Here is a 22,782-nt window from a genome sequence, read left to right on the forward strand (position 1 = left end):
CACCCGGACGATTTGACGCCGGGTCCGGCCGGCCGGGAACATACCCGGCGGACCAGCGGCGGCGCCTGTTCGCCGGGGTGGGAAGGCGACTCCATTGGCGACACCGGCATTCGACTCCACCGTGCTCACCCGTCGGGGCGTTCTCGCCGCCGCGGCCGGCAGCCTGCTGCTGGCCGGCTGCGGGCCGCAGGGGCAGCGCCCGGGTGACGGCGGGACCAGCAGCGCACCGGGCGACCAGGACCTGTTCGCCGGCGCGAGCCTGGAGCTGAGCGGACGCGGCGCGACGCTCGGCGTGTTCCAACGCCGGGCGCTGGAGATCACGGCGGAGTCGCTGAACCGGACCGGCATCCAGGTCGGCACCCTGCTCCGGTCGATCCGGTTGGACATCCGGGACAACGGCGGCAGCCCGGAGGTCGCCGCCCGACAGGCCGCCGAGCTGACGCGCGCCGGAGCGCAGGCACTGGTCGGTGGCGTTCTCGGTGAGACCGCCGCGGCCCTCGCGGCGGCGGCCCAGCGGCTCAAGACGCCCTACCTGTCCCTGGGCTACGGGGACCGCATCGTGCTCCCGCTCCAGGAGCGTACGTTCAGCTTTAAGCTCACCCCGGACGGCACCGACATGGCCCGCCGGCTGGCGGACCTGCTCGAATCACAGCGGATCCGCCGGGTGGTCCTGCTCGCGGCGGACGGACCCCACGGCGACTCGGGCGTGCGGGCGGTGCGGGACGCGCTCGACAACAGCAGGGTGGACCTGGTCCGGACGGTACGGCTGCCGGAGACCGGACGGAACTTCCGGTCCGCCGCCGAGCGCGCCGCCGCCGGCGAGCCGGACGGGGTCATCGTCTGGGGCACCGCGCCCGACTCCGGTGACGCGGCGCGGGAGCTGCGGCGCGCCGGTCACCGCGGCCCGCTCTTCTTCGACGCCGGGGCGGTCGCCGACGACACCGTGAGCGGCGCCAACGCGACAGCGGTGGAGGGGGCGTACGCCGTGCACCCGGCGTGCCTGGGCGGCTCCCCCCTGACCGCCACCAGCACCGCGCAGGTGGCCCGCCAGGACTTCGACCGGCGTTACACCCAGCGGCACGGCACCTCGGTCGCCTTCGCCCCGTACGCGTCGGACGCGCTCCAACTCCTGGCCGCGTCGGCGCGGAAGGCGACGAGCCTCGACCGGGGCCGGTTGCGGGCGTTCCTCCAGACCCAGATGGCCGAGGGCATCGCCGGCGGCTACGCCTTCACCGAGGGCCGGCACGGTGGCATGGAGGCCGACTCGCTCGGCGTCTACCTGGTCTCCCAGGGCAGCTGGACCCGGTACGCCTGACCGTCGTCCGGTGACCGTCCCGCGGGGCGGTCACCGGGCGACCGCGTACCGCATTCGACCACGGACGGCAGGAAGCGCCCGGTGGCCCATGGCCGCCGGGCGCTTCCGCGTGTCGGTCAGGCGGGCGCGACGGCCCGCGAGCGCCGCATGGTGAGCACGTACTCGACCAGCGAGATCAGCACGTGCTTCGTCGACTCCCGGTTACGGGCGTCGCACGGCACCACCGGCACGTCGCGGGAGATCGCGAGCGCGTCCCGCACGTCCTGCGGATCGTGGTACTGCATGCCGTCGAAGCAGTTGATGGCGATCAGGTACGGCAACCGCCGGTGCTCGAAGAAGTCGATCGCGGCGAAGCAGTCGGCGAGTCGACGGGTGTCGACCAGCACCACCGCGCCGATCGCGCCCCGGACCAACTCGTCCCACATGAACCAGAACCGCGTCTGACCCGGCGTACCGAAGAGGTACAGGATCAGGTCACGGTCGATCGAGATACGACCGAAGTCCATCGCCACCGTGGTCGTCGTCTTGCCCGGCACCTGCCGGGTGTCGTCGACGCCCACGCCGGCGGAGGTCATGATCGCCTCGGTGGTCAGCGGCGTGATCTCCGAGACCGAACCGACCAGCGTCGTCTTGCCGACGCCGAATCCACCGGCGATAACGATCTTCGCCGACGTCACGCGCCCGCTCGGGACCGGCGGCCGGTGCGACATGTCAGAGCCTGCGAAGTCCACTCAGCACCCTCTCCAGCAGTTCAGTGCCCACCGCGTCGTCAGAGTCGTCCAGAATGGTCGGCTCGTGGACCGCGACCAGGCCGTCCGTCGCCATGTCGGCGATGAGCACCCGGGCCACGCCGAGCGGAAGCTGCATCCGCGCCGCGATCTCGGCAAGCGACTGCACGCGTCCGTCACACAACGCGGCTATGTACTGGTGTTCACGACCGTGGCCACCACCATTGCCAGTGGCAACCGCTCGGCCGCGCACCGTCGTCTCGACGAGCGCCTCCAGGGCGATGTCGAGCCGGGGACGGGTACGACCACGGGTAACGGCGTACGGCCGGACCAACGCTCCCGTCGGCTCGTCACGATCCGCCATGTCGCCGCTCACCTCCCTCGCACCCGGCACCGGCTCGCCCCGGTGGCATCCGTCGCTGTCGTAGTTGTTCCCGCTCCTGACCCACCGGCCAGCGCGTCATTCAGCCCATCATCCCCACAGCCGTACGCGGCTGCGGCGTCAGGGCGTCGCCCACCCGGTCCACGAGCAGGGCCATCTCGTACCCGACCTGACCAACGTCGCAGCTACGCGCCGCGAGCACCGCGAACGACGAGCCGTCCGAGATGGACATCAGGAACAGGAAGCCGTTGTCCATCTCGACGACTGTCTGCAGCACCGCTCCGCCCTCGAAGCAGCGCGCCGCGCCCTGGGTCAGGCTGACCAGGCCGGACGCGATCGCCGCGAGCTGGTCGGCGCGGTCCCGCGGGAGGTCACGGGACGAGGCGAGAAGCAGGCCGTCGGCCGAGACCGCGACCGCGTGCGCCACACCGGGCACCCGGTCGGCGAAGTTGGCGAGCAGCCATCCGAGATCCTGCGTAGTAGTCATCCTTGTTGCTCCTTCTGCCCGCTCCCGGCCACCGGGCCTGAGCCAGACTGCGAGGACTGCTGCCCGCCCGGAGTGCCCTCCGGGCCGGTCGTGTTGCTGTCGGTCGTGTTCCGCCCCCGCTGCACGCCCCGATGGTAGGCCGAGAGCAGACCGCGGACACCCTCCGGCGTCCGCCGCTGCGACGACGGCGACGGCTTGTCGATGCTGCCCGGCACGAGCTGCGCCATCGGCGTCCGCTTCGGCAGACCCTTCTGCGTGGTCTCCTCCACCGGCACCTCGGTGGCGGCCGAGGCGGCCCGCCAACCGTCGTCGGCCGCGGTCTGCCACGGCGAGGGCTGCTGCGGCGACGCCGGCTGCCGGGTGGGCAGCCCACCGGCGTACGCCGGACGGGCGTTGCCGTTCGCCGTGCCGTTGTCACGCGGGGCTCCGCCGGCCGTCGGAGTGTGTGCCATCGGTGTGTTACCTGTCGTTGCGGGTGTGGTCTGCGGCACGGCCCGGCCGGCGGTGTCCACCTTGGCGAACTGCTGGGTCGCGGCGCCGTTGGCCGGCCCGGCCGGGGCCGCCGCCTCCTCGTTGGGCCCGGGCCGGCGGGTGCGGAACCAGGCCGACTCGAGCTCCCGGAAGATCGGCAGCTCCATCGTCTCGTCCGCGTACCGCTGACGGTTGCCGGGCTGCTGCGGCGCGGCCTGGCGCGGTGCGGGGGCCGACGCCGGTTGGGCGGCCGCCGGCTGAGGGGCCGCCGGCGGGGTGGCGGGCTGCTGCGGCGCCATCGACGGCGTCTCCGTACGCGGGACCCGCGGCAACTCCGTGGTCATGTCCATGCCGGCGGGCAGCCGCTCCGGCATGGCGGGGGCCGGCGCCGGGGTCGCCGGGGCGACCGGCGGCCAGACCGGCGGGGCGCCCACGTGCGGAGCGGACGTCGACGGGACCGGACGCGACGGCAACTGGTCGGTCGGCGGGGCGGAGACCGGGTAGCCCGCGGTCGGCTGGCCGGAGACCGGCGCGGCCGAGACGGGGTGACCCGAGACCGGGTAGCCGGAGACCGGCGCGGCCGACACCGGACGGCCCTGGTACGGGTCGCCGGAGACCGGGTGACCGGAGACCGGAGCGGCCGAGACGGGACGGCCCGGGTACGGGTTGTTCGCGTACGGGTTGCCCGAGACCGGCGCGCCGGAGACCGGCGGCAGCGGCGGGGCCGACACCGGTGGGACCGGCGGGGCCGACACCGGCGGCGGGTTGTAGGGCCGCGCCTCCGGGCTGCTGGGCAGCTGCCGCGGGATGGCCGGCTGCTGACCGGTCGTGGCCGGGTCGCCCTCGGCCGGGTTGCGCCGCTGGGGCAGCGGGTCGACCGGCTGGCCGTTGGCGGCCCGCGGGGCGTAGCCGTCGCCGCCACCGGCGTTGGCGCCGGTGAGGTCGGACCAGGCCGGCATGGCACGACCGCCGCCGGCGTTGGCCGGGGTGCCGGAGCCGTTGCGGTGGCCCGGGTCGAAGGAACGCCCGCCGAGCGTGACCTGGTTGCCGGAGGCGCCGGGGTGCGGCGCGGGGGGCGGGGTGTGCGGGCCGTTGCCGAGCGCGGCCAGGGCGCCGAAGGCCGGCGTGGGGCCGCCCTGCTGCGGGCCGGCGGCGGGCAGCGCCGGGGCCGGCATCCCACGACCGGCGAGGGCGCGCGGCACCAGGACCGAGGTGGGCATCGTGACGTCGGCGACGGTGCCCCGGTCGGCGGCGGGCCGCAGCTCGACCTTGACGCCGTGCCGGGACGCCAGCCGGGCGACCACGACCAGGCCCATCATCCGGGAGACCGCCACGTCCACCTGCGGCGGCGTGGCGAGCCGCTCGTTCAGGTCGCGCAGCTGCTCGGAGCTGATCCCGATGCCGCGGTCCTCCACGTAGAGCGAGGCGCGGTCGCCGACCCGACGGGCCTCGACCATGACGCTCGAGTCCGGCGGCGAGAAGGCGGTGGCGTTGTCGAACAGCTCGGCGACCAGGTGCACCAGGTCGTTGACCGCGTGCGCGGCGACCTCGATGTCGCGGTCGATGACCCCGAACTCGATCCGGGTGTAGTGCTCGACCTCGGACTGGGCGGCGCGGAGCACGTCGATCAGGGCGGCCGGCTCGCGCTGCACACGGGTGGAGTCCGCACCGGCGAGGACCAGCAGGTTCTCGTCGTTGCGGCGCATCCGGGTGGCCAGGTGGTCGAGCTGGAACAGCTCGGCCAGCCGGTCCGGGTCCTCTTCGCCGCGCTCCAGCCGGTCGAGGTGGCCGATCAGCCGGTCGACCAGGATCTGCGAGCGGCGGGCCAGGTTGACGAACATGGTCGCGACGGAGGCGCGCAGGGCGGCCTGCTCGGCCGCGGTGCGGACCGCCTCCAGGTGGACGGCGTTGAACGCCTCGGTCACCTGACCGAACTCGTCCTTGCTGCGGACCGGCAGCGGTTCGGCGATCTGGTTGGCCAGCTGCACCGGGGAGAGCTGACCGGTCACCTGCGGGTCGCGCAGCCGGGCCACCGCCTGCGGCAGGCCGTACTGGGCCACCGAGAGGGCACCCTGACGCAGGTCGCGCAGCGAGCGGGCCATCGACCGGGCGACCAGGTAGGCGAAGAGGATGGCCAGCAGCAGCATGGTGAGCAGCAGGCCGGTCTCGAGGAACACCTGGCGCTGCGTGTCCGACCGCAGCTCGTCGGCCTGCCGGACCACGTTGCCGTCGAGCCGGGACTCGACCGTGCGGATCAGCTTGGCGTTGCCGACCATCGCCTGGTCCCACTGGTCCGGCCCGAACGGCGCGTTCTTCATCGAGCCGCTGTTGTTCGCCGACATGAAGCCGGTGAGGTTGTCGGCCTTACGCAGGTCGGGTCCCTCGACCGTCTGGTCGAAGAACTCGGCGTCGGCCGGGGTGGCCACCGACCGGAACGTCGCGAGGGCCTGCGCCTGGGCGGTGCCGCTGGCGATGAACTGCTCGCGCAGCGCGGGGCTGTACTGCCCCTGGGTGAGTGCCTGGTGCACGACCACCCGGCGCTGGGCCAGGTATTCCTTCTGCCGGGCGACCGCGGCGGCGGCGCGCATCCGGTCGCTCAGGTCGTTGTCACCGGCGAGCTGGGTGGCCGAGTCACGGATCGAGAGCAGATCGTTGATCAGGCGCTCGTACGCCTTCTCCGCCTCGTCGATCTTGAGCTTGCCGTTCAGCACCTGGCTGCGGGTGGCCGGCAGGTCCTTGAGCTGGTCGTCGATCTCGTCCAGCCGGGCCTCGAAGTTGCGCGGCAGGTCGTCGATCTCGCCCCGCTGGCGCAGGTAGGGGCCCTTGGCCTGGTCCACCCGCTGGTTGGCCCGGTTGTAGGCCTCCTGGTACTGCGCCCGGGTCTGGAGTTCCTTCGCTCCGAGGAAGAGCACCGAACCGACCCGCTCGTCCTGCATCGTGTCGGCCAGGTCACCCGAGTAGCCGATCAGGCTGGCGAGGTCGCCGGCCCGGTTGGCATTGTTGAGCGTCTCCAGGTGGTCGACCAGACCGCTGGTGCCCACCACGACCGTGGCGATGGTCGGCACGATCATGATCAGACCGAGCTTGGACCAGATCGGCATGTCGCGCAGCCGACTCGCCGGCCGGCGCAGCCGCGACAGGAAGGAACCCGCCGTCGTTGGCCGTTTGCTCACGTCACCGCCCTCGCAAAACCGCGTCCGACGTCACCTGAGGGCAACGCCGAGCGACCGACCCGGCGGGTCGGACCTCCGAGATTCCATCACGCCGCCTCCCAAAGAGAAAGCCCAGGTTGTCCCTCGCCGGAGGTGTGATGAGATGTTGATGCAATTTGATAGCAATCCGTCTGGCCGGAGTCACTGAAGGTAATGGAACACCCGCATCGCGTCGTCCTGCTCGCCGGGCCCTCCGGCTCGGGAAAGTCGTACATAGCCCAGCGAACCGGACTTCCGGTGCTGTGTCTGGACGACTTCTACAAGGACGGCGATGACCCTACGTGTCCACGCCGAAACGGACAGGTGGACTGGGAGTCCCCCTTGTCCTGGGACGCGGGCACGGCGGTGGAAACCATTGCCCGACTGGCCCGGGAGGGCAAGGCCGAAGTGCCGGTTTATGCGATCGGCGCGGACCGGCGGGTGGCCACCCGGCCATTCGACGTCGACGGATCGCCAATTTTCGTCGCCGAAGGGATCTTCGCCGCCGAGATCGTCGCCGAGTGCCGGCGCCGGGGGCTGCTCGCCGGGGCGTACGCGCTGCGGCGCCCGCGAGGCGCGACCTTCCTGCGCCGGCTCGCCCGCGATCTCGCCGAGCAGCGCAAAGCCCCCCGCGTGCTGGTCCGGCGCGGGATCACGCTGCTGCGGACCGAGCCGGCCGTGCTGCGCCGGCAGACCGGCCTGGGCGCCGAGGCCGCCCGCGCCCGGCAGGTGCTGCGCGGGGTGGCCGCCCTGCTCGCCGGCCACCCGCGCCGCCGGTGATCAGCCGATCAGCTTGGCGTACGCCGGCTTGATCACCTCGTCGATGATCCGCAGCCGCTCGTCGAACGGGATGAACGCGCTCTTCATCGCGTTGATGGTGAACCACTGGAGTTCCTTCCAGCCGTAGCCGAAGGCGTCCACCAGCAGCGCCATCTCCCGCGACATCGAGGTGCCGCTCATCAGCCGGTTGTCGGTGTTCACCGTCACCCGGAAGCGCAGGTCGCGCAGCAGCCCGATCGGGTGGTCGGCGATCGACGCCGCCGCACCGGTCTGCACGTTCGACGACGGGCACAGCTCCAGCGGGATCCGCTTGTCCCGCACGTACGCCGCCAGCCGGCCCAGCACCGGCGGGTTGCCGGGGGTGATGTCGTCCACGATGCGCACGCCGTGGCCCAGCCGGTCCGCCCCGCACCACTGGATCGCCTGCCAGATCGACGGCAGGCCGAACGCCTCGCCGGCGTGGATGGTGAAGTGGAAGTTCTCCCGCTGGAGGTACTCGAACGCGTCCAGGTGCCGGGTGGGCGGGAAGCCGGCCTCGGCGCCGGCGATGTCGAAGCCGACCACCCCGGTGTCGCGGTGCCGCACCGCCAGCTCGGCGATCTCCTGCGAGCGGGCCGCGTGCCGCATCGCGGTGAGCAGCGTGCCGATCCGGATCGGCGTGCCCGCCTCGGCGGCCAGCGCGCTGCCCTCCCGGAACCCGGTGACCACCGCGTCGACCACCTCGTCGAGGGTGAGGTTCTGCTCCAGGTGCTGCTCGGGCGCGAACCGCACCTCGGCGTAGACGACGCCGTCGGCGGCCAGGTCCAGCGCGCACTCCCGGGCGACCCGACGCAGCGCGGGCGCGGTCTGCATGACCGCGACGGTGTGTGCGAACGTCTCCAGGTAGCGCTCCAGCGAGCCGGAGTTCGCCGCCTCGGAGAACCAGCGTCCCAGCGCCTCCGGGTCGGTGGTGGGCAGTTCGTGGCCGGCCTCGGCGGCCAGCTCGACGATCGTCGCGGGCCGCAGGCCGCCGTCGAGGTGATCGTGCAGCAGCGCCTTGGGGACCTTGACGATGTCCTCGTACGAGATTGCGACCATGCTCAGACCCTAGTCACCGGCGGTGCCGGTCCGGCACCGGACCGGCTTCAGGGACGCCAGCCGTAGACCCGTTCGACGGTCAGGCGCAGGACCAGGCGGCCGTCGGCCACCATGGCGGCCCGGTAGTCCGCCCAGTCCGGGTGCTCGCCGCGGATCCGCCGGTAGACCTCGACCAACTCGTCGACCGTCGCGTCGTCGGTCGCGGCGGCCGGCGGGGTGAGCGTCACCGTGCCCTCGGCCACCGCGTACGCCCCGCCGTCGGCGGTGGTCACGTGGAAGCTGGCCCGGGGGTCCCGGCGCAGGTTGCGCACCTTCGCCCGGTCGGCCGTGGTGGAGCAACGGATCAGGCCCGGCTCGGCCAGATAGTCGAGGTTGGACAGCTGCGGGCGTCCGTCCCGGCGGAGGGTGGCCAGCACCCCGCGCCCGTGCTCGCCGAACAGCTCCCAGAGCCGGGCGCTCATGCGGTCACCCGCAGCGGCGCGAGCGCGGCGGCCAGCCGGACGAGCCGGTCGAGCATCAGCGCGGCGGCCTCGTCCCGGCCCGGGTCGGCGCGCAGCTCACCTGACTCGTCCAGCGCCTGCCGCAGGAAGACGACCACCGCGTCGTTGACCGGCGTCATGTTCAAGGTCGTCACCACCTGCTTGATCATCTGCACCGCGCGCAGGCCCCCGGAGGTCATCCCGTAGCTGACGAAGCCCACCGGCTTGTGCTGCCACTCGTGGTAGAGGTAGTCGATCGCGTTCTTGAGCGGCGCGCTGAAGCCGTGGTTGTACTCCGGCATCACCAGGACGAAGGCGTCCGCGGCATCGGTGGTGGCGCTCCACGTACGGGTGTGCTCGTGCAGGTAGACCCGCTCCGACGGATGGTGCGGCTCGTCGTGGAAGGGCAGTCCGACCTCGGCCAGGTCGACGAGGCGCACCTCGTCGAAGCCGCCGTGGCGGACGGCGGCGGCGGTGAACCAGTCACCGATGCGGCGTCCGACCCGACCGGGGCGGGTGCTGGCGACGATCACGTTCAGGCGGGGCATGGTGGGGTCACTCCTGTCGGGATGGCGGCCGGGGCCGGCACGGTGAGTCGGGGAACGAGCCAGGCGACGATCGGACCGATGCCGACCGCGTAGAGCAGGGTGCCGGGACCGACGGCCCCGCCGAGCAGCCAACCGACCGCCAGCACGGTCACCTCGATCAGGGTGCGTACCGGGCCGAGCGGGAGGCCGCGGGCGGCCAGGCCGGTCATCAGCCCGTCGCGCGGACCGGGACCGAGGCGGGCGCCCAGGTAGAGCGCGGTGGCGAGACCGTTGAGCAGGATGCCCGCGACCAGCAGCCCGATCCGACCGGCGAGCGGGTCGAGCGGGGGGACCAGGGCCAGCGTCGCGTCGAGGGCCAGCCCGACCAGGGCGACGTTCGCCACCGTGCCGATGCCGGGGCGCTGCCGCAACGGGATCCACAGCAGCAGCACCAGCAGCGCCACGCCGTTGACCAGCAGGCCCATCGGCAGGCCGGTGCGGGCGGCGAGGCCCTGGTGCAGCACATCCCAGGACGCGAGGCCGAGGTCGGCGCGGACCATCAGCGCGACGCTGACGCCGAACAGGGTCAGGCCGGCGAGCAGCCGGACCACCCGGGCCGACATTTTCGTTGACATGTCATCAACCTAGGCGGCATGTTGGTGACATGTCAACCAACCGTTAGGATCGGGGCATGGACGAACCGCGCTGGCTCGACGAGCGGGAGGACCGCGCGTGGCGGGGCTACCGGCGGATGCGCCGGCTGCTCGACCTGGAGCTGGCCCGTGAGCTGATGCAGGACGCCGGCCTCTCCGAGCCGGACTACGACGTGCTGAGCGACCTCTCCGAGACCCCCGACCAGCGGATGCGGCTCAGCGAGCTGGCCGACCGGATGCTCTGGTCCCGCAGCCGGCTCTCCCACCACATCTCCCGGATGCAGCAACGCGGCCTGGTCGTCCGGGAGGAGTGCGCCACCGACGGGCGCGGCTCGGTGGTGACCCTCACCCCGGCCGGCCGGCGGGCCGTCGAGGCCGCCGCGCCGGGGCACGTGGCCGCCGTCCGCCGCCACCTGATCGACCTGCTCACCCCGGCCGAGCTGGCGGCGCTCGGCACACTCAGCCAGCGGGTGGTCGACCGTCTCGCCGGCCGACCCGGCGACGGCGCCGGTCGACGCGCGGAAGCGGCGGGCTGAGCCGTGGACCACCGGATCCTGGGCCGGCTGCGCTGCCCGGTCTGCGCCGAGCCGCTGGCCGAGGCCACCGCCGGCACCACCCGCGCGCTGCGTTGCCCGCGCGGGCACAGCTTCGACACCGCCCGGCAGGGCTACGTCAACCTGCTCGCCGGCCGCACCCCGCACAGCGGGGACAGCGCCGACATGGTCTCCGCCCGGTCCGACTTCCTCGCCGCCGGGCACTACGACACCGTCGCCACCGCGCTGGCCTCCGTCGCGACGCGCGTCGCGCCCGACGACCCGTACCCCCTGGTGGTGGACGCCGGCGCGGGGACCGGCCACTACCTCGCGGCGGTGCTGGCGGCGCTGCCGGACGCCCACGGCCTGGCGCTGGACGTCTCCAAGCCGGCGCTGCGCCGCGCGGCCCGGGCCCATCCGCGCGCGGCCGCCGCGTTGGCCGACACCTGGCAGCGGTTACCGCTGGCCGACCGGTCCGTGGCCGTGCTGCTGAACGTCTTCGCGCCGCGCAACGGTCCGGAGTTCCACCGGGTGCTCGACCCGGCCGGAGCGCTGCTGGTGGTCACCCCCGCCGTCGACCACCTGGCCGAGCTGGTCGACGCGCTCGACCTGCTCCGGGTGGACCCCGACAAGGCCGACCGGGTGGCCGGCAGCCTGGCCGGCCACTTCGCCGAGGAATCCGTCACCGAGCACCGGGCCCGGCTGGCGCTGACCCGCGCCGCGGTCACCACGCTGGTGGGGATGGGACCCAGCGCCTGGCACGCCGACCCGGGACGGCTCGCCGCCCGGGTCGCCGGGCTGCCCGAGCCGGCGCCGGTCACGCTCGCCGTCCGGCTGGGCGTGCACCGGCCGCGCTGACGCGACCCTCGACCTGATCCGCGTCCTGGTCGCCCCTGGACAGCGCGTGGCGGGCCCGGCCGAGAGCCGAGCCCGCCACGTCGGTTGCCGCGAGCCGTCGGGCCGCCGAGGCGGCCCGCCGGGTCAGACGAGGTCGAGACCGCCCGAGGAGAAGGTCTCGCCGCTCGCGGGGCAGTAGGCGTACGACGCCTGTCCGCTGCTCGCCGACTTCCACGAGCCGTAGCCGTTGGTGTAGTAGTAGTCGCCGGCCGCGCCGTAGTAGTGCCGGCACGTGATCCTGGCCCGGTACTGGCCGGTGCCGCCGTGGCACACCGCGACGATGGAGGTCGCCGTGTACTTCGCCCAGGAACAGTTGGTGGGGGTGGCGAGCGCCGGCGCCGCGGTGGCGACCACCGCACCCGTCGACAGAGCCGCCGCGGCGAAAAGGCCAGCAGTCAATTTACGAATACGCATTACTACCTCCGAATTTCCCGACAGAAACGCCCATCAGAATGTGCAGCGGCATTCGTCAGGAAATCTGGATGCCATCCGACTTGTAGTAGGAGTAGACACCATTCACCGTGGGGCAGTACGAGTACGAGGGCGAGCCGGACCCGGCGGCCTTCCACGGGCCGTACCCGTTGACGTACCGGGTCGCACCCTCGTACGGCGAGTACTGGCAGGAGACGACCGAGCGGAAGTTGCCGGTCCCGCTGTTGCAGATGGCGACCGCCGCGCTGGCGCTGTACTTGGCGTGCGAGCAACTCTGCGGCGTGGCCGCCGCAGGGCTCGCGCTCACCGCGACCAGGCCACCGGCAATTGCCACGCCCGCGACCGCGGACATGGTGATTCGACGCAGCTTCATGTTCCTCCCCGTCTTTCAGAACAGCTGCGGGAAAATAACCCCCGCGCTTGACTGGCGAAACAGTATCAGCCGCTGTCGATCACGCACAAGTACTTGAGAAGCCACCCTCCGACACTCACTCGGAGTAATGTCCAGGCGGGGACCATCGACGCTAACGCTCGTTTGGCAGCCCGACCGGCCGGCCCGACAATTGACCGCGATCAGATACGCCGGCGGCGCGGCCGGCGGGGCGGGAAAGCGCGAGAACCACCGTGTCGCAGCGGTTCAGGTGGAGAGGTCGACCTCTTCCCAGCCCGGCGGCTCCTCGTGGTACGGCCCGCGCAGCACCACGGCCCACTCCAACGCCCACCGGCGCTGGCCGATCGCGTTGGCGTCCACCAGCCCGGGCAGCGCCCGGCCGGCCCGCTCGGTCTCCAGGTAGGCCCAGTCCAGGCAGTAGTGCAGGTCGAGCAGCGCCGCCGCGTCGGCGGGATGTTGCGGTGCGGCCAGGATCCGGGCCCGCCACTGCGGGAACGTCTCCCCGGTGACCAGGTTCGGCATCCGTTCGACCAACCGTTCGTCGACCGGCACGGTCGGGTCCAGCTGTTTGGTCAGGCCGAGCACCCAGGCCAGCGAGAAGAGCGCGTCGTGGTGCAGCACGAACGACCGGTGGTCGCCCCGGCCGCCCATCACGAACTGCCACTCCGGCGGCGTCAGCATCTCGACCAGGTGCGAGTCGAGCAGCCAGCTCATCGCCGCCTGCGCGGGCATGCCGAAGCAGCGGGCCAGGATCAGGTGCAGCACCGCGATCCGGGCCTCGATCTCCGGGGTCGGGCGCAGCTCGATCTCGTCGCCCGGCTCCCACACCAGCGGGAACTGCGGCGGCGGCAGCGGAAGACCCAGCCGGGACAGCTCGTCGAGGCTCGCCTCGCGGACGGCCCGAGGATCGGGAGCGGATACGCGCAACGGTCAGTCCCTGTCTGGTCGCCCCGGCTCGCCGCCGGTCGGTCCCCCTGGCCTGGGAGGATAGCGGCTCCGGCCGGGCCGGCACCATGGCCGGCCCGAGCCGGAACCCGTCAACCGATCCGGTCGATGACCAGCGGCGTGACGGCCGGCGCCTCGGCCGCCACCCGGATCGCCCCACGCGCCTCGGCCAGCGCCGCCGGGATCCGCTCGGCGTGCTCGGCGCGCAGCTCGAACAGCGGGTCACCGACCCGCACGCGATCGCCGGGGCGCTTGTGCAGGACCACGCCCGCCGGGACGCTCACCGGGTCCTCCTTGCGGGCCCGGCCGGCGCCGAGCCGCCAGGCGGCCACCCCGATGGCGTACGCGTCGACCTCGGCCACCCAGCCGTCCTCGGCCGCGGTGACGACCTCGACCTCCGGCGCGGTCGGCATCGGGGCGTCCGGGTCGCCGCCCTGCGCCCGGATCATCGTCCGCCAGGCGTCCATCGCCCGGCCGTCCCGCAGCGCGGCGGCCGGGTCGGCGTCCGGCAGGCCCGCGGCGTCGAGCATCTCCCGGGCCAGCGCCAGCGTCAGCTCCACCACGTCGGCCGGGCCGCCGCCGGCGAGCACCTCCACCGACTCGGTCACCTCGACCGCGTTGCCGACCGTCAGGCCGAGCGGGGTGGACATGTCGGTGAGCAGGGCGACCGTGCGCACCCCGTGCGCCCCACCCAGCTCGACCATGGTGCGGGCCAGCTCGCGGGCGTCGTCGACGTTCTTCATGAAGGCGCCGGAGCCGACCTTCACGTCGAGCACCAACGCGCCGGTCCCCTCCGCGATCTTCTTGCTCATGATCGAGCTGGCGATGAGCGGGATCGCCTCGACGGTGCCGGTGACGTCGCGCAGCGCGTACAGCTTGCGGTCGGCCGGCGCGAGCCCGTCACCGGCCGCGCAGATCACCGCACCGACGTCGCGGAGCTGGGCGATGAACTCGTCGTTGCCCAGCGCCGCCCGCCAGCCCGGGATCGACTCCAGCTTGTCCAGCGTGCCGCCGGTGTGACCGAGCCCCCGGCCGGACAGCTGCGGGACGGCCGCGCCGCACGCGGCGACCAGAGGGGTCAGCGGCAGGGTGATCTTGTCACCGACGCCGCCGGTGGAGTGCTTGTCCACGGTCGGCCGGGCCACCGACGACAGGTCCAGCCGCTCGCCGCTGGCGATCATGGCGGCGGTCCACCGGGCGATCTCCGGGCCGGTCATGCCGCGCAGCAGGATCGCCATGGCCAGCGCCGACATCTGCTCGTCGGCCACCAGCCCCTTGGTGTACGCGTCGACCACCCAGTCGATCTGCCCGTCGCTCAGCACACCCCCGTCCCGCTTCGCCCGGATGACGTCAACCGCCGTAAAAGCACTCACCTTTGAGTTCCCATCAATAGATCGACAACGCCGGCCGCATTCTCCGCGCACGGTGCCCACGTCGGGCCTGGGCCGACCGTGCCCGGCGGAGGGATCAAGCCTGACCGCCCGGAGCCGGGCGCGGTCGGCCCAGGCCCCAACCTCAACCCCAGCGAACCGGGATCTCCGACGGCGGCTCGCCCTCACCGGCCCAGAAGATCGTGCCCGAGGCGTCCACCACGACCACCCGCGGCGTCCGCGCCAGCCCCCACTCGATGGCCCCGGTCGGGTCCTCCCAGGTCGGGCCCTCCTCCAGCACACCGGTCTCGGCACCCTCGGCGTCCCCGGCCGACCGCTCCCAGTAGGTCGTCCAGACCTGCTGCCCGCCGGACAGGTCGGGGTGCACGAACACCGTCCCCCGGCCGCGCCAGGCGGCCAGCCGGTCCGGCACCACGGGCACCGGATGCTCGCCGGTCACCGCCTCGATGTCGGCCACGTCGAAGGCGTGCGGGAGCAGCTCCGCCATCCGCAGCGGCCCGCTCTTCGCCTCGATCAGGCACTCCGGCCCGCCCTGTTCCCAGAGCAGCTGCCGGCACCGGCCGCACGGCATCAGCGGCTCACCGGTCGCGTCGACGCAGGACAGCGCCACGATCCGACCGCCGCCGGTGGCGTGCAGCGAGGAGACGACGCCGCACTCGGCGCAGAGCGTCACGCCGTAGCCGGCGTTCTCCACGTTGCAGCCCACCACGACCCGGCCGTCGTCGACCAGGGCGGCGGCCCCGACGGGGAACTTCGAGTAGGGCACGTAGGCGTGCCGCATCACCTCGGTGGCGGCGGCCCGCAGCCGCTCCCAGTCGATCTCCATCACGACTCCCATTCTGCCCAATCCACGCCGATCGGTCACCGGCGCGGCCGGAGACGACGGTGCCCGGCGGGTCCTCCCGCCGGGCACGTCGCGTCGCGGAGGCTCAGCCCTTGATGTACGGCTTGCCGTCGGCGGCCGGCGCCCGGACCTTGCCGACCAGCCCGGCCACCGCCAGGATCGTCGCCAGGTAGGGCAGCATCGCCAGGAACTGGCTCGGGATGCTGCTGCCGATCGCGCCCAGATAGGTGGCGAGCTGGTCGGCGAAGCCGAAGAACAGCGCCGCCAACAGGGCACCCGTCGGACTCCACCGGCCGAAGATGAGCGCGGCCAGGGCGATGAAGCCCTTACCGCCGATCATGTTCTTGGTGAACGAGTAGAGCGCCAGCGTGTACGACGCCCCACCGACACCGGCCACCAGACCGGCCATGATCACGTTGCGGTAGCGCAGCCGCAGCACCTTCACGCCCAGCGTGTCGGCGGCGGTCGGGTGCTCACCCACCGACCGGGTCCGCAGACCCCACCGGGTGCGGAACAGGGCCAGGTGGATGACCAGCACCAGCAGCAGGCCGAGGTAGAGGAAGATGTTGCCCCGGAACAGCGCCGGACCGATCAGCGGGATGTCCTTCAGCAACGGGATCTCCCAGTTGCTGAAGCGCGGCGCGCTGTTGTACTTCGCCGCGTCGGGCTGCATCAGCCGCTCGTAGAGGAAGCCGGTGATGCCGACCGCCAGCAGGTTCAGCACGATGCCCATGACCACCTGGTCGACCAGGTAGCGGATGGCGAACACGGCCAGCAGCAGCGAGATGAACGCGCCGCCGATCGCGGCGGCCACCAGGCCGACCCAGACGTTGCCGGAGATGCTGCCGAACAGCGCGCCGGAGAAGGCGCCCATCAGCAGTTGGCCCTCGATCGCCACGTTGACCACGCCGGAACGCTCGCAGAGCACACCGGCCAGCGCGCCGAAGATCAGCGGCAACGCCAGGATGAACGTGCCCCGGACGACGTTGACCAGCGGCATGAAGTTGCGGCCCTCGGGGGCGGCGGAGACCTGCCAGCAGAGGAAGCTGAGCACGAAGGCGACCAGGCCGGCGCCGAGCAGCAGCGTGAACCAGCGCCTGGGCACGCCGGCCAGCAGGGCCGCGCCGGCCGCCGCGGCGATGACGCCGAACAGGATCGCGCCGATCGTGCCGTTGATCTCCAGGGCGGCACCGCCCTCGGTCTCGCTGAGCGTGAAGCGGGCCTGCTGGTCGGTGGCGAGCGCGCCGAACAGCACGGCCGCGAGCACACCCAGCGCCAGCAGGACGGCCCCGGCCTTGCGGGTACGCGTCCAGAAACCCTCGTCGACCGCGGTTACGGCGACCTCGGGGACAGCGGTGGTGGACATGCTCACCAGCCCTTCGCGAGGCTCGTCTGCAGCCGGGCGGCGCGGGCCGCCCGGAGCTGGAAGATCGCCTTCACCAGGGCGGGCGCGGCGATGAAGATGACGATGAGCGCCTGGAGCACGGTGACCAGCTCCAGCGAGATCCCCGAGTACGACTGCATCCGGTTGCCGCCGGCCTGGAGCGCGCCGAACAGCAGCGCGGCCAGCAGCACGCCCCACGGCTTCACGCGGCCGAGCAGGGCGACCAGGATGCCGTCGAAGCCGATCTGCGCGATCACCAGCGGGGTCAACGCGTTGGCGGTGGAGCCGAGCACCATGTTCGAGCCACCGAGGCCGGCGAGCAGACCCGCGGTCGCCATCACCAGCACGTACGTCTTGGTCACGCTGATGCCGGCGGTCCGGGCCGCGTCCGGGTTCTCGCCCACCGCGCGCAGCTCGAAGCCGAGCGTGGAGCGGTTGAGCAGCCAGGCGATGAACCAGGTGGCCAGCACCGCGAGCAGGATGCCGGCGTGCACCCGCAGGTTGTCGCCGAGCAGCCGGGGCAGCTGCGCGGAGGAGTCGACCGGCTTGCTGATCGCGTCCGCGCGGTCGGGGTTCTGCACCCCGTTCTGGACGATGATCCAGGACAGGAAGTAGATCGCCACGTAGTTGAGCATGATCGTGTTGATCACCTCGTGGGCGCCGGCGCGGGCCTTGAGGATGCCCGGGATGAAGCCCCAGAGGGCGCCGCCGAGCGCACCGGCGATCAGCGCCACCAGCAGGTGCACGCCGGGCGGCAGCGGCAACGCGAAGCCGGCGACGGCGGCCAGGATCACGCCGATGGTGGCCTGGCCCTGGGCGCCGATGTTGAACAGACCGCCACGGAACGCCAGCGCCACCGACAGGCCGGTGAAGACCAGCGGCGCGGTGTAGGTCAGCGTCTCCGAGATCGGGCCCATGACGGCGGTGAAGCCGACCGCGTCCGGGTCGAAGATCGCGCCCTTGAACAGGTTCGCGTACGCCTCGCTGACCACGGTCCAGCTGGCGTTCAACGCGTCCGCCGGGCGGGCGGTGATGTAGCTGTAGGTGGCCAGCACCTCCGGGTCGGAGACGATGATCAGCACGGCGCCGACCAGCATGGCCAGCACCACCGCGAGCACCGTCACGGTGACCGTGTTCGCCGCCCAGAGGTTGTCCAGGAAGAGCCTGCCCAGGCTGGGCCGGGGCTCCCCGGCCGGTGGCTGCTTCGGCGCGGCGGCGGGCACCGGACGCTCGGCGTCGCCGGCCGGCACGGTCGGCGTCGCCCGGGCCTCGCTGCGCGCCTCCTGCGCCTCGGTCGCCGGCTCCTTGTCCGGGGAGCCCGAGACCGGATTCGGGTTCGTCATGCCTCGTCCTCGTTGGCAGGGCTGTCAGCGGTCGGGGTGGCGGTGTCGGGCGTGATGCCGGCCATCAGCAGGCCGATCTCCTCGCGCGGGGTGTCCGGGCCGACGATGCCGATGATCCGACCGCGGTACATCACCGCGATCCGGTCGGCCAGGCCGATCACCTCGTCCAGCTCGCTGGAGACCACCATGACCGCGGTGCCGACGTCCCGCTCGCGGATCACCCGGCTGTGGATGAACTCGATCGAGCCGACGTCCACGCCCCGGGTGGGCTGCGCGGCGATGAAGAGCTTCAGCGGCCGGGACAGCTCCCGGGCCACGATCACCTTCTGCTGGTTGCCGCCGGAGAGCGTGCCGACGGCCGCGTCGGCCGACGAGGTACGGATGTCGAACTGCTCGATCCGCTCCTTCGCCGACTTCCCGATGGCGTCCGGCTTGAGCGACAGGCCCTTGCCGAACGGCGGCCGGTCGTAGATGTCCAGCACCAGGTTCTCCGCCACGGAGAACTCCTTGACCAGGCCGTCGACGCTGCGGTCCTCCGGCACGTAGCCGACGCCGGCACGGAGCACCTTCTTGGTCGACCAGCCGTTCACCGCCTCGCCGTCGAGGCTGATCGTGCCGGCGAGCGTGGGACGCAGGCCCATGATCGCCTCGATCAGTTCGGTCTGGCCGTTGCCCTGCACGCCAGCGACGCCGAGCACCTCACCGGCGCGCACGGTCAGGTCGACGCCGTCGACGGCGCGTACCTGCCGGTCGTCGTCGACGACCAGGCCGGCGATCTCCAGGATCGGCTTGCCGGGTTCGGCGGGCTTCTTGTCCACGGTCAGCCGGACGCTGCGGCCCACCATCAGCGCGGCCAGCTCGTCCCGGCTGGCGCTCGGCTCGGCGGTGCCCACGGTCCTGCCGCGCCGGATCACGGTGATCCGGTCGGCGATCGCCTTGACCTCGCCCAGCTTGTGCGTGATGAACACGATCGACTTGCCGGCGGCCTTGAGCGACCGCATGACCGTGAGCAGCTCCTCGGTCTCCTGCGGCGTCAGCACGGCCGTGGGCTCGTCGAGGATCAGCAGGTCGACGTCCCGGGTGAGCGCCTTGACGATCTCCACCCGCTGCTGGATGCCGACCGGGAGGTCCTCGATCACCGCGTCCGGGTCGACCCGGAGGTTGTAGCGCTCGGAGACCTCGGCGACCTCGCGCCGGGCGCGCCGGCGGTCCAGGATGCCGGCGAACGGCCCCCGGACCTGCTCGGCGCCGAGCATGACGTTCTCGGCCACGGTGAAGACCGGCACCAGCATGAAGTGCTGGTGCACCATGCCGATCCCGGCGGCGATCGCGTCCGACGGACCCTTCAGCTTCAGCGGCTTGCCGTCGACCAGGATCTCGCCCTCGTCGGGCTGGTAGAGCCCGTAGAGCACGTTCATCAGGGTCGACTTGCCGGCGCCGTTCTCGCCGAGCAGGGCGTGGATCTCTCCAGGCTCCACCGTGAGGTCGATGTGGTCGTTGGCGACCAGATCACCGAACCGTTTGGTGATGCCGCGCAGTTCGAGTCTCAGCGCAACCTCCTGGAGTGCGAGCGATGGTGCAGCGTAGCCACTGCCGCGCCGCCACCGCGCCGGGTGGGGGTGTGGGGGATCAAGGTGACCGGCCGCCCCGAGGCGCGGGGTGCGGACCCCGTGCGCCGGGACGGCCGGATCGTCAGTGCTGGTGCCCGCCGGCCCCCGCCGTCGATGATCTCACCGCGGCGGCCGGCGGAGCGGTCACTTGGTCGGCTGGGCCTTCGAGGTGACCGTGATGGTGCCGGCGGAGATGTCCGCCTTGATCTTGTCGACCTCGGCCTTCAGGTCCGCCGGGACCTTGCTGTCGAAGTCGTGGTACGGCGCGATGGAGACGCCGGTGTTGGCCAGCGTGCCCACGAAGCCCGGCTTGGCCTGCAGCTTCTCGCCACCGGCGGCCTTCAGCACGGCCTCCTTGACGGCCTCCGGGATGTTCTTGACGACCGTGGTGAGGATCGCCGAGCAGTCCGGGGTGCTCTCGCAGCCGTCGATGTCCACCCAGACGACCGAGTACTTGCCGCCCGAGGACTTCGCCGCGGCGGTGGTGCCGAGACCGGCGCCGCCGGCGACCGGCATGACGATGTCGGCGCCCTGGGCGACCAGCGCGTCGGACACCTTCTTGCCCTCGTCCTGCTTCTCGAAGGAGTTCGCGAAGGAACCCTTCTGAGCGGCCTTGTCCCAGCCCAGGACCTGGACGTTCTTGCTCTTGGCCTTGTTGTAGTACGCCACGCCGTCGGCGAAGCCGTCCATGAAGATGGTGACCGGCGGGATCGGCTGGCCGCCGTAGGTGCCCACCTTGCCGGTCTTGCTCATCCCGGCGGCGAGGTAGCCGGCCTGGAACGCGGCCTGCGCGGTGTCGAACTGCATCGGGTAGATGTTGTCCAGACCCGGGTTGGCGTCCACGATCGCGAACTGCTGGTTCGGGTTCGCCTCGGCGGCCTTCTTGGTGGCGTCCGACATCAGGCCACCGACGGCCAGGATGAAGTCGCACTTCTGGTTGACGAAGCCGGTCAGGTTGACCTCGTAGTCCTGCTCAGCCTTCGACTGGACGTTCTTGATGTCGATGCTGTCGTTCTCCTTCTTCGCCTCCTGGAGGCCCTTCCAGGCCGAGGTGTTGAAGGACTTGTCGTCGATGCCACCGACGTCGGTCACCATGCAGGCGCTGAACTTCTTGCCACCGGTGCCGCCGGCGTTCTTGTCGTCGTCCGGAGCCTCACCACACGCGGCGGCGCCCAGCACGAGGCCACCCGCCACGACGGCGGAGGCGATCCGCATCCCACGCACAGAGCGCAAGACGTCTCCTTCCCATTGCCCACCGCGTCGTGCGCGGTGCGCAGCCCTTGCGCCGGCCTGCGGTGTGCCGCCGGCGTCCCACGTTACGGACGGGAGCGTACGCCCGCGCCCACCCACCGGCCGACAATCGTGCACGACTGTTGAGCGTCCGTTACCCCGGTGTAACCCTTGGGTGGGGCAGATCACTTCTCGTGCTGACAGACCTGATGGGCGGTGTCGCGAACGTCCGTTTCCGGCGCCTCCCCGACCTCCCGGCGAACTACCGCCAGAAGACCGCGACCGCCGCGTTGAGCAGCGTCAACCCGATGATCGCAAGGAAGTGCCCACGGTTCACGGACTCCCGCTTACGGGAGAAGAAGACCATGACGAAGATGAGCAGCGCGAGCACCAACTTGGTAACAAGCTTCGCGGGGGCGGGCTCGTCCCCGTCGCGCAGCGGCGCGGACAGTCCGAGACCGGTCAGGATCTGGATCACCGCCCCCCACAGCATCGCGGCGTTGATCCGCAGTCGGCCGGTGACGTACTGGGCGATCCCGCCGCCGAGCAGCAGCGCGAAGCCGATCAGATGGACGTAGAGAAGGATCAGACGAAGAGCTTCCACGCCGGCCATCCTCCCCCATCAACGACGCTTTGTAGTAGGGGCCCGCCGAGGTGCCGTCATACCGTGACCTCGGCTCGGGCCGGGCGCGACACCGGGGTGTCGCCGAGCGCGCCGGACCGGCGGCCGATCAGCACGAGCGCCAGCCCGACCAGCGCGTATCCGGCCAGCACGGCCAGCGACCGACCGGCCCCCGCGCCGTCGAAGAAGGCCGCCGACCGCAGCAGCGTGCCGCCGGCGCCGACCGGCAGGAACTGACCGACCGTCCCCCACGGCTGCGGCAGCAGCTCGGGCGCGGCGGCGACCGCCGAGAGCGGGTTGCCGACCAGGAAGACCAGCAGCGCGCCGAGCCCGATCCCGGCGCGGCCGAGCAACGCGCCCAGCCCGGCCACCGTGCCGGCGGCGGCGAGCGAGAACAGCCCGATCGCGCCGGCCTCCCGCCACGGGTCGCCGTCGACGAGACCGAGCCAGCCGTGCAGCACCGCGACGCCGACGCCGCCGGCGACCACCGCGTACCCGATCAGGCCGGTGAACCGCGCGACGCGACCGGCGACCAGCAGCGTGAGCAGCGCGCCGGCCAGCATGCCGGTGAGTGCCAGCGGCAGGAAGCCGGCGGCGAACCCGGCGCCGCGCGGGTCGTCCGGGTCGGCCGGCACGACGGGCGTCACCGGCACCGGGCGGCCGCCGGAGAGTTGGCCGGCGGCCTCGGTGAGCAGGGCGGCCACGGTGGGGCTGGCGGCCGGCGCGGTGTGCAGCGCGACGCCGTCCGGGCCGGCCACGAACGCGGCGTACACCTCGCGGCCCCGCAGGGCCCGGTCGGCGGCCGCCGCGTCCGGGAGCGTGGTGACCGCGAAGCCGCCGGGCCGGGCGGCGGCTAGCCGGGCGGCCAGCTCCGCGGCGGCCGGCGGCGGCCCGGCCACCGCGACCGGCAGGTCGCGCGGCGCGAGGTGCGCGGCCGGCGCCGCGAACAGGGGTACGAGCAGCGCCTGCGCGACCACCGTCAGGCCGACCAGCAGCGCGGCGAGGGACCAGGGCGAGCGGGACCGGAGCATCGGCGTCTCCCTAAAACGAATGTTCGTTCTCTTGAACCG

At 72.4% G+C, this 22,782-nt stretch carries 23 protein-coding genes; 4 read left to right on the top strand and 19 right to left on the bottom strand.

Annotated elements, in window-relative coordinates:
• The first annotated feature begins 94 nt into the window (after positions 1–94).
• Positions 95–1,315 carry an ABC transporter substrate-binding protein gene (locus COO58_RS03055; RefSeq protein ID WP_098743736.1) on the top strand — a complete coding sequence of 407 codons (1,221 nt, stop codon included), beginning with the start codon at positions 95–97 and terminating at the stop codon, positions 1,313–1,315.
• Between the two features lie 116 nt (positions 1,316–1,431).
• On the opposite strand, the gene COO58_RS03060 is transcribed toward COO58_RS03055, so the two are convergent.
• The 4 genes from COO58_RS03060 to COO58_RS03075 form a co-directional block, all read right to left on the bottom strand.
• Positions 1,432–2,025, bottom strand: a complete 594-nt coding sequence (locus COO58_RS03060; protein WP_091582358.1) for an ATP/GTP-binding protein — start codon at positions 2,023–2,025, stop codon at positions 1,432–1,434.
• A 1-nt stretch (position 2,026) separates the two neighbouring features.
• The gene (locus COO58_RS03065) at positions 2,027–2,407 is read right to left on the bottom strand and encodes a DUF742 domain-containing protein (protein ID WP_013473970.1); all 381 of its coding nucleotides are present in this window, start codon (positions 2,405–2,407) and stop codon (positions 2,027–2,029) included.
• A 100-nt stretch (positions 2,408–2,507) separates the two neighbouring features.
• A complete protein-coding gene (locus COO58_RS03070) occupies positions 2,508–2,912 on the bottom strand; it encodes a roadblock/LC7 domain-containing protein (RefSeq protein ID WP_013283992.1) in 405 nt (134 codons plus the stop codon).
• Positions 2,909–6,556 carry a nitrate- and nitrite sensing domain-containing protein gene (locus COO58_RS03075; RefSeq protein ID WP_098743738.1) on the bottom strand — a complete coding sequence of 1,216 codons (3,648 nt, stop codon included), beginning with the start codon at positions 6,554–6,556 and terminating at the stop codon, positions 2,909–2,911. Before COO58_RS03075 ends, COO58_RS03070 begins: the two co-directional genes overlap by 4 nt.
• A gap of 360 nt (positions 6,557–6,916) precedes the next feature.
• Here COO58_RS03075 and COO58_RS03080 point away from each other — a divergent pair, with 360 nt between their 5' ends.
• Positions 6,917–7,354, top strand: a complete 438-nt coding sequence (locus tag COO58_RS03080; protein WP_255292507.1) for an ATP-binding protein — start codon at positions 6,917–6,919, stop codon at positions 7,352–7,354.
• Here COO58_RS03080 and COO58_RS03085 read toward each other — a convergent pair whose 3' ends face one another.
• From COO58_RS03085 to COO58_RS03100, 4 genes are read right to left on the bottom strand one after another with little or no spacing between them, the layout of a single operon-like run.
• Complete coding sequence (locus COO58_RS03085; protein ID WP_091582371.1) at positions 7,355–8,431, bottom strand: adenosine deaminase; 1,077 nt, start codon at positions 8,429–8,431, stop codon at positions 7,355–7,357.
• A 47-nt stretch (positions 8,432–8,478) separates the two neighbouring features.
• Positions 8,479–8,892, bottom strand: a complete 414-nt coding sequence (locus COO58_RS03090; RefSeq protein ID WP_091582376.1) for a PPOX class F420-dependent oxidoreductase — start codon at positions 8,890–8,892, stop codon at positions 8,479–8,481.
• Positions 8,889–9,458, bottom strand: coding sequence for an NADPH-dependent FMN reductase (locus COO58_RS03095; protein WP_091582381.1), 570 nt, complete (start codon positions 9,456–9,458; stop codon positions 8,889–8,891). Before COO58_RS03095 ends, COO58_RS03090 begins: the two co-directional genes overlap by 4 nt.
• Positions 9,446–10,072 (bottom strand): YitT family protein, encoded by a 627-nt coding sequence (locus COO58_RS03100; protein WP_091582384.1) that lies wholly within the window; start codon positions 10,070–10,072, stop codon positions 9,446–9,448. Before COO58_RS03100 ends, COO58_RS03095 begins: the two co-directional genes overlap by 13 nt.
• Before the next feature lie 56 nt (positions 10,073–10,128).
• Here COO58_RS03100 and COO58_RS03105 point away from each other — a divergent pair, with 56 nt between their 5' ends.
• Both COO58_RS03105 and COO58_RS03110 read left to right on the top strand, forming a co-directional pair.
• The gene (locus COO58_RS03105; protein ID WP_091582388.1) at positions 10,129–10,626 is read left to right on the top strand and encodes a MarR family winged helix-turn-helix transcriptional regulator; all 498 of its coding nucleotides are present in this window, start codon (positions 10,129–10,131) and stop codon (positions 10,624–10,626) included.
• A gap of 3 nt (positions 10,627–10,629) precedes the next feature.
• The gene (locus COO58_RS03110; protein ID WP_098743741.1) at positions 10,630–11,481 is read left to right on the top strand and encodes a putative RNA methyltransferase; all 852 of its coding nucleotides are present in this window, start codon (positions 10,630–10,632) and stop codon (positions 11,479–11,481) included.
• Between the two features lie 123 nt (positions 11,482–11,604).
• On the opposite strand, the gene COO58_RS03115 is transcribed toward COO58_RS03110, so the two are convergent.
• The 11 genes from COO58_RS03115 to COO58_RS03165 form a co-directional block, all read right to left on the bottom strand.
• Entirely contained in the window at positions 11,605–11,874 is a 270-nt protein-coding gene (locus COO58_RS03115; protein WP_091582394.1) for a hypothetical protein, read from the bottom strand.
• Positions 11,875–11,989: 115 nt separating this feature from the next.
• A complete protein-coding gene (locus COO58_RS29850; RefSeq protein ID WP_141561847.1) occupies positions 11,990–12,325 on the bottom strand; it encodes a hypothetical protein in 336 nt (111 codons plus the stop codon).
• A gap of 264 nt (positions 12,326–12,589) precedes the next feature.
• Positions 12,590–13,270 carry a DUF4272 domain-containing protein gene (locus tag COO58_RS03125; protein ID WP_098743744.1) on the bottom strand — a complete coding sequence of 227 codons (681 nt, stop codon included), beginning with the start codon at positions 13,268–13,270 and terminating at the stop codon, positions 12,590–12,592.
• A 110-nt stretch (positions 13,271–13,380) separates the two neighbouring features.
• Positions 13,381–14,661 carry a thymidine phosphorylase gene (locus COO58_RS03130; protein WP_091582407.1) on the bottom strand — a complete coding sequence of 427 codons (1,281 nt, stop codon included), beginning with the start codon at positions 14,659–14,661 and terminating at the stop codon, positions 13,381–13,383.
• Between the two features lie 142 nt (positions 14,662–14,803).
• The gene (locus COO58_RS03135) at positions 14,804–15,517 is read right to left on the bottom strand and encodes a cytidine deaminase (protein ID WP_176558728.1); all 714 of its coding nucleotides are present in this window, start codon (positions 15,515–15,517) and stop codon (positions 14,804–14,806) included.
• 91 nt (positions 15,518–15,608) lie between these two features.
• Entirely contained in the window at positions 15,609–16,889 is a 1,281-nt protein-coding gene (locus tag COO58_RS03140) for an ABC transporter permease (RefSeq protein ID WP_098743745.1), read from the bottom strand.
• A gap of 2 nt (positions 16,890–16,891) precedes the next feature.
• Positions 16,892–18,250 (bottom strand): ABC transporter permease, encoded by a 1,359-nt coding sequence (locus COO58_RS03145; protein ID WP_098743747.1) that lies wholly within the window; start codon positions 18,248–18,250, stop codon positions 16,892–16,894.
• Positions 18,247–19,800 carry an ABC transporter ATP-binding protein gene (locus tag COO58_RS03150; RefSeq protein ID WP_091582421.1) on the bottom strand — a complete coding sequence of 518 codons (1,554 nt, stop codon included), beginning with the start codon at positions 19,798–19,800 and terminating at the stop codon, positions 18,247–18,249. Before COO58_RS03150 ends, COO58_RS03145 begins: the two co-directional genes overlap by 4 nt.
• A 204-nt stretch (positions 19,801–20,004) precedes the next feature.
• Positions 20,005–21,075, bottom strand: coding sequence for a BMP family protein (locus COO58_RS03155; RefSeq protein ID WP_176558848.1), 1,071 nt, complete (start codon positions 21,073–21,075; stop codon positions 20,005–20,007).
• A gap of 277 nt (positions 21,076–21,352) precedes the next feature.
• Positions 21,353–21,694 carry a hypothetical protein gene (locus COO58_RS03160; RefSeq protein ID WP_098746061.1) on the bottom strand — a complete coding sequence of 114 codons (342 nt, stop codon included), beginning with the start codon at positions 21,692–21,694 and terminating at the stop codon, positions 21,353–21,355.
• Between the two features lie 56 nt (positions 21,695–21,750).
• On the bottom strand, positions 21,751–22,743 hold the full coding sequence (locus COO58_RS03165; protein WP_098743750.1) for a hypothetical protein: 993 nt from the start codon (positions 22,741–22,743) through the stop codon (positions 21,751–21,753).
• Positions 22,744–22,782: the final 39 nt, after the last annotated feature.

The organism is Micromonospora sp. WMMA1996 (genome assembly GCF_002573675.1).
GTDB classification, from domain to species: domain Bacteria; phylum Actinomycetota; class Actinomycetes; order Mycobacteriales; family Micromonosporaceae; genus Micromonospora; species Micromonospora sediminicola.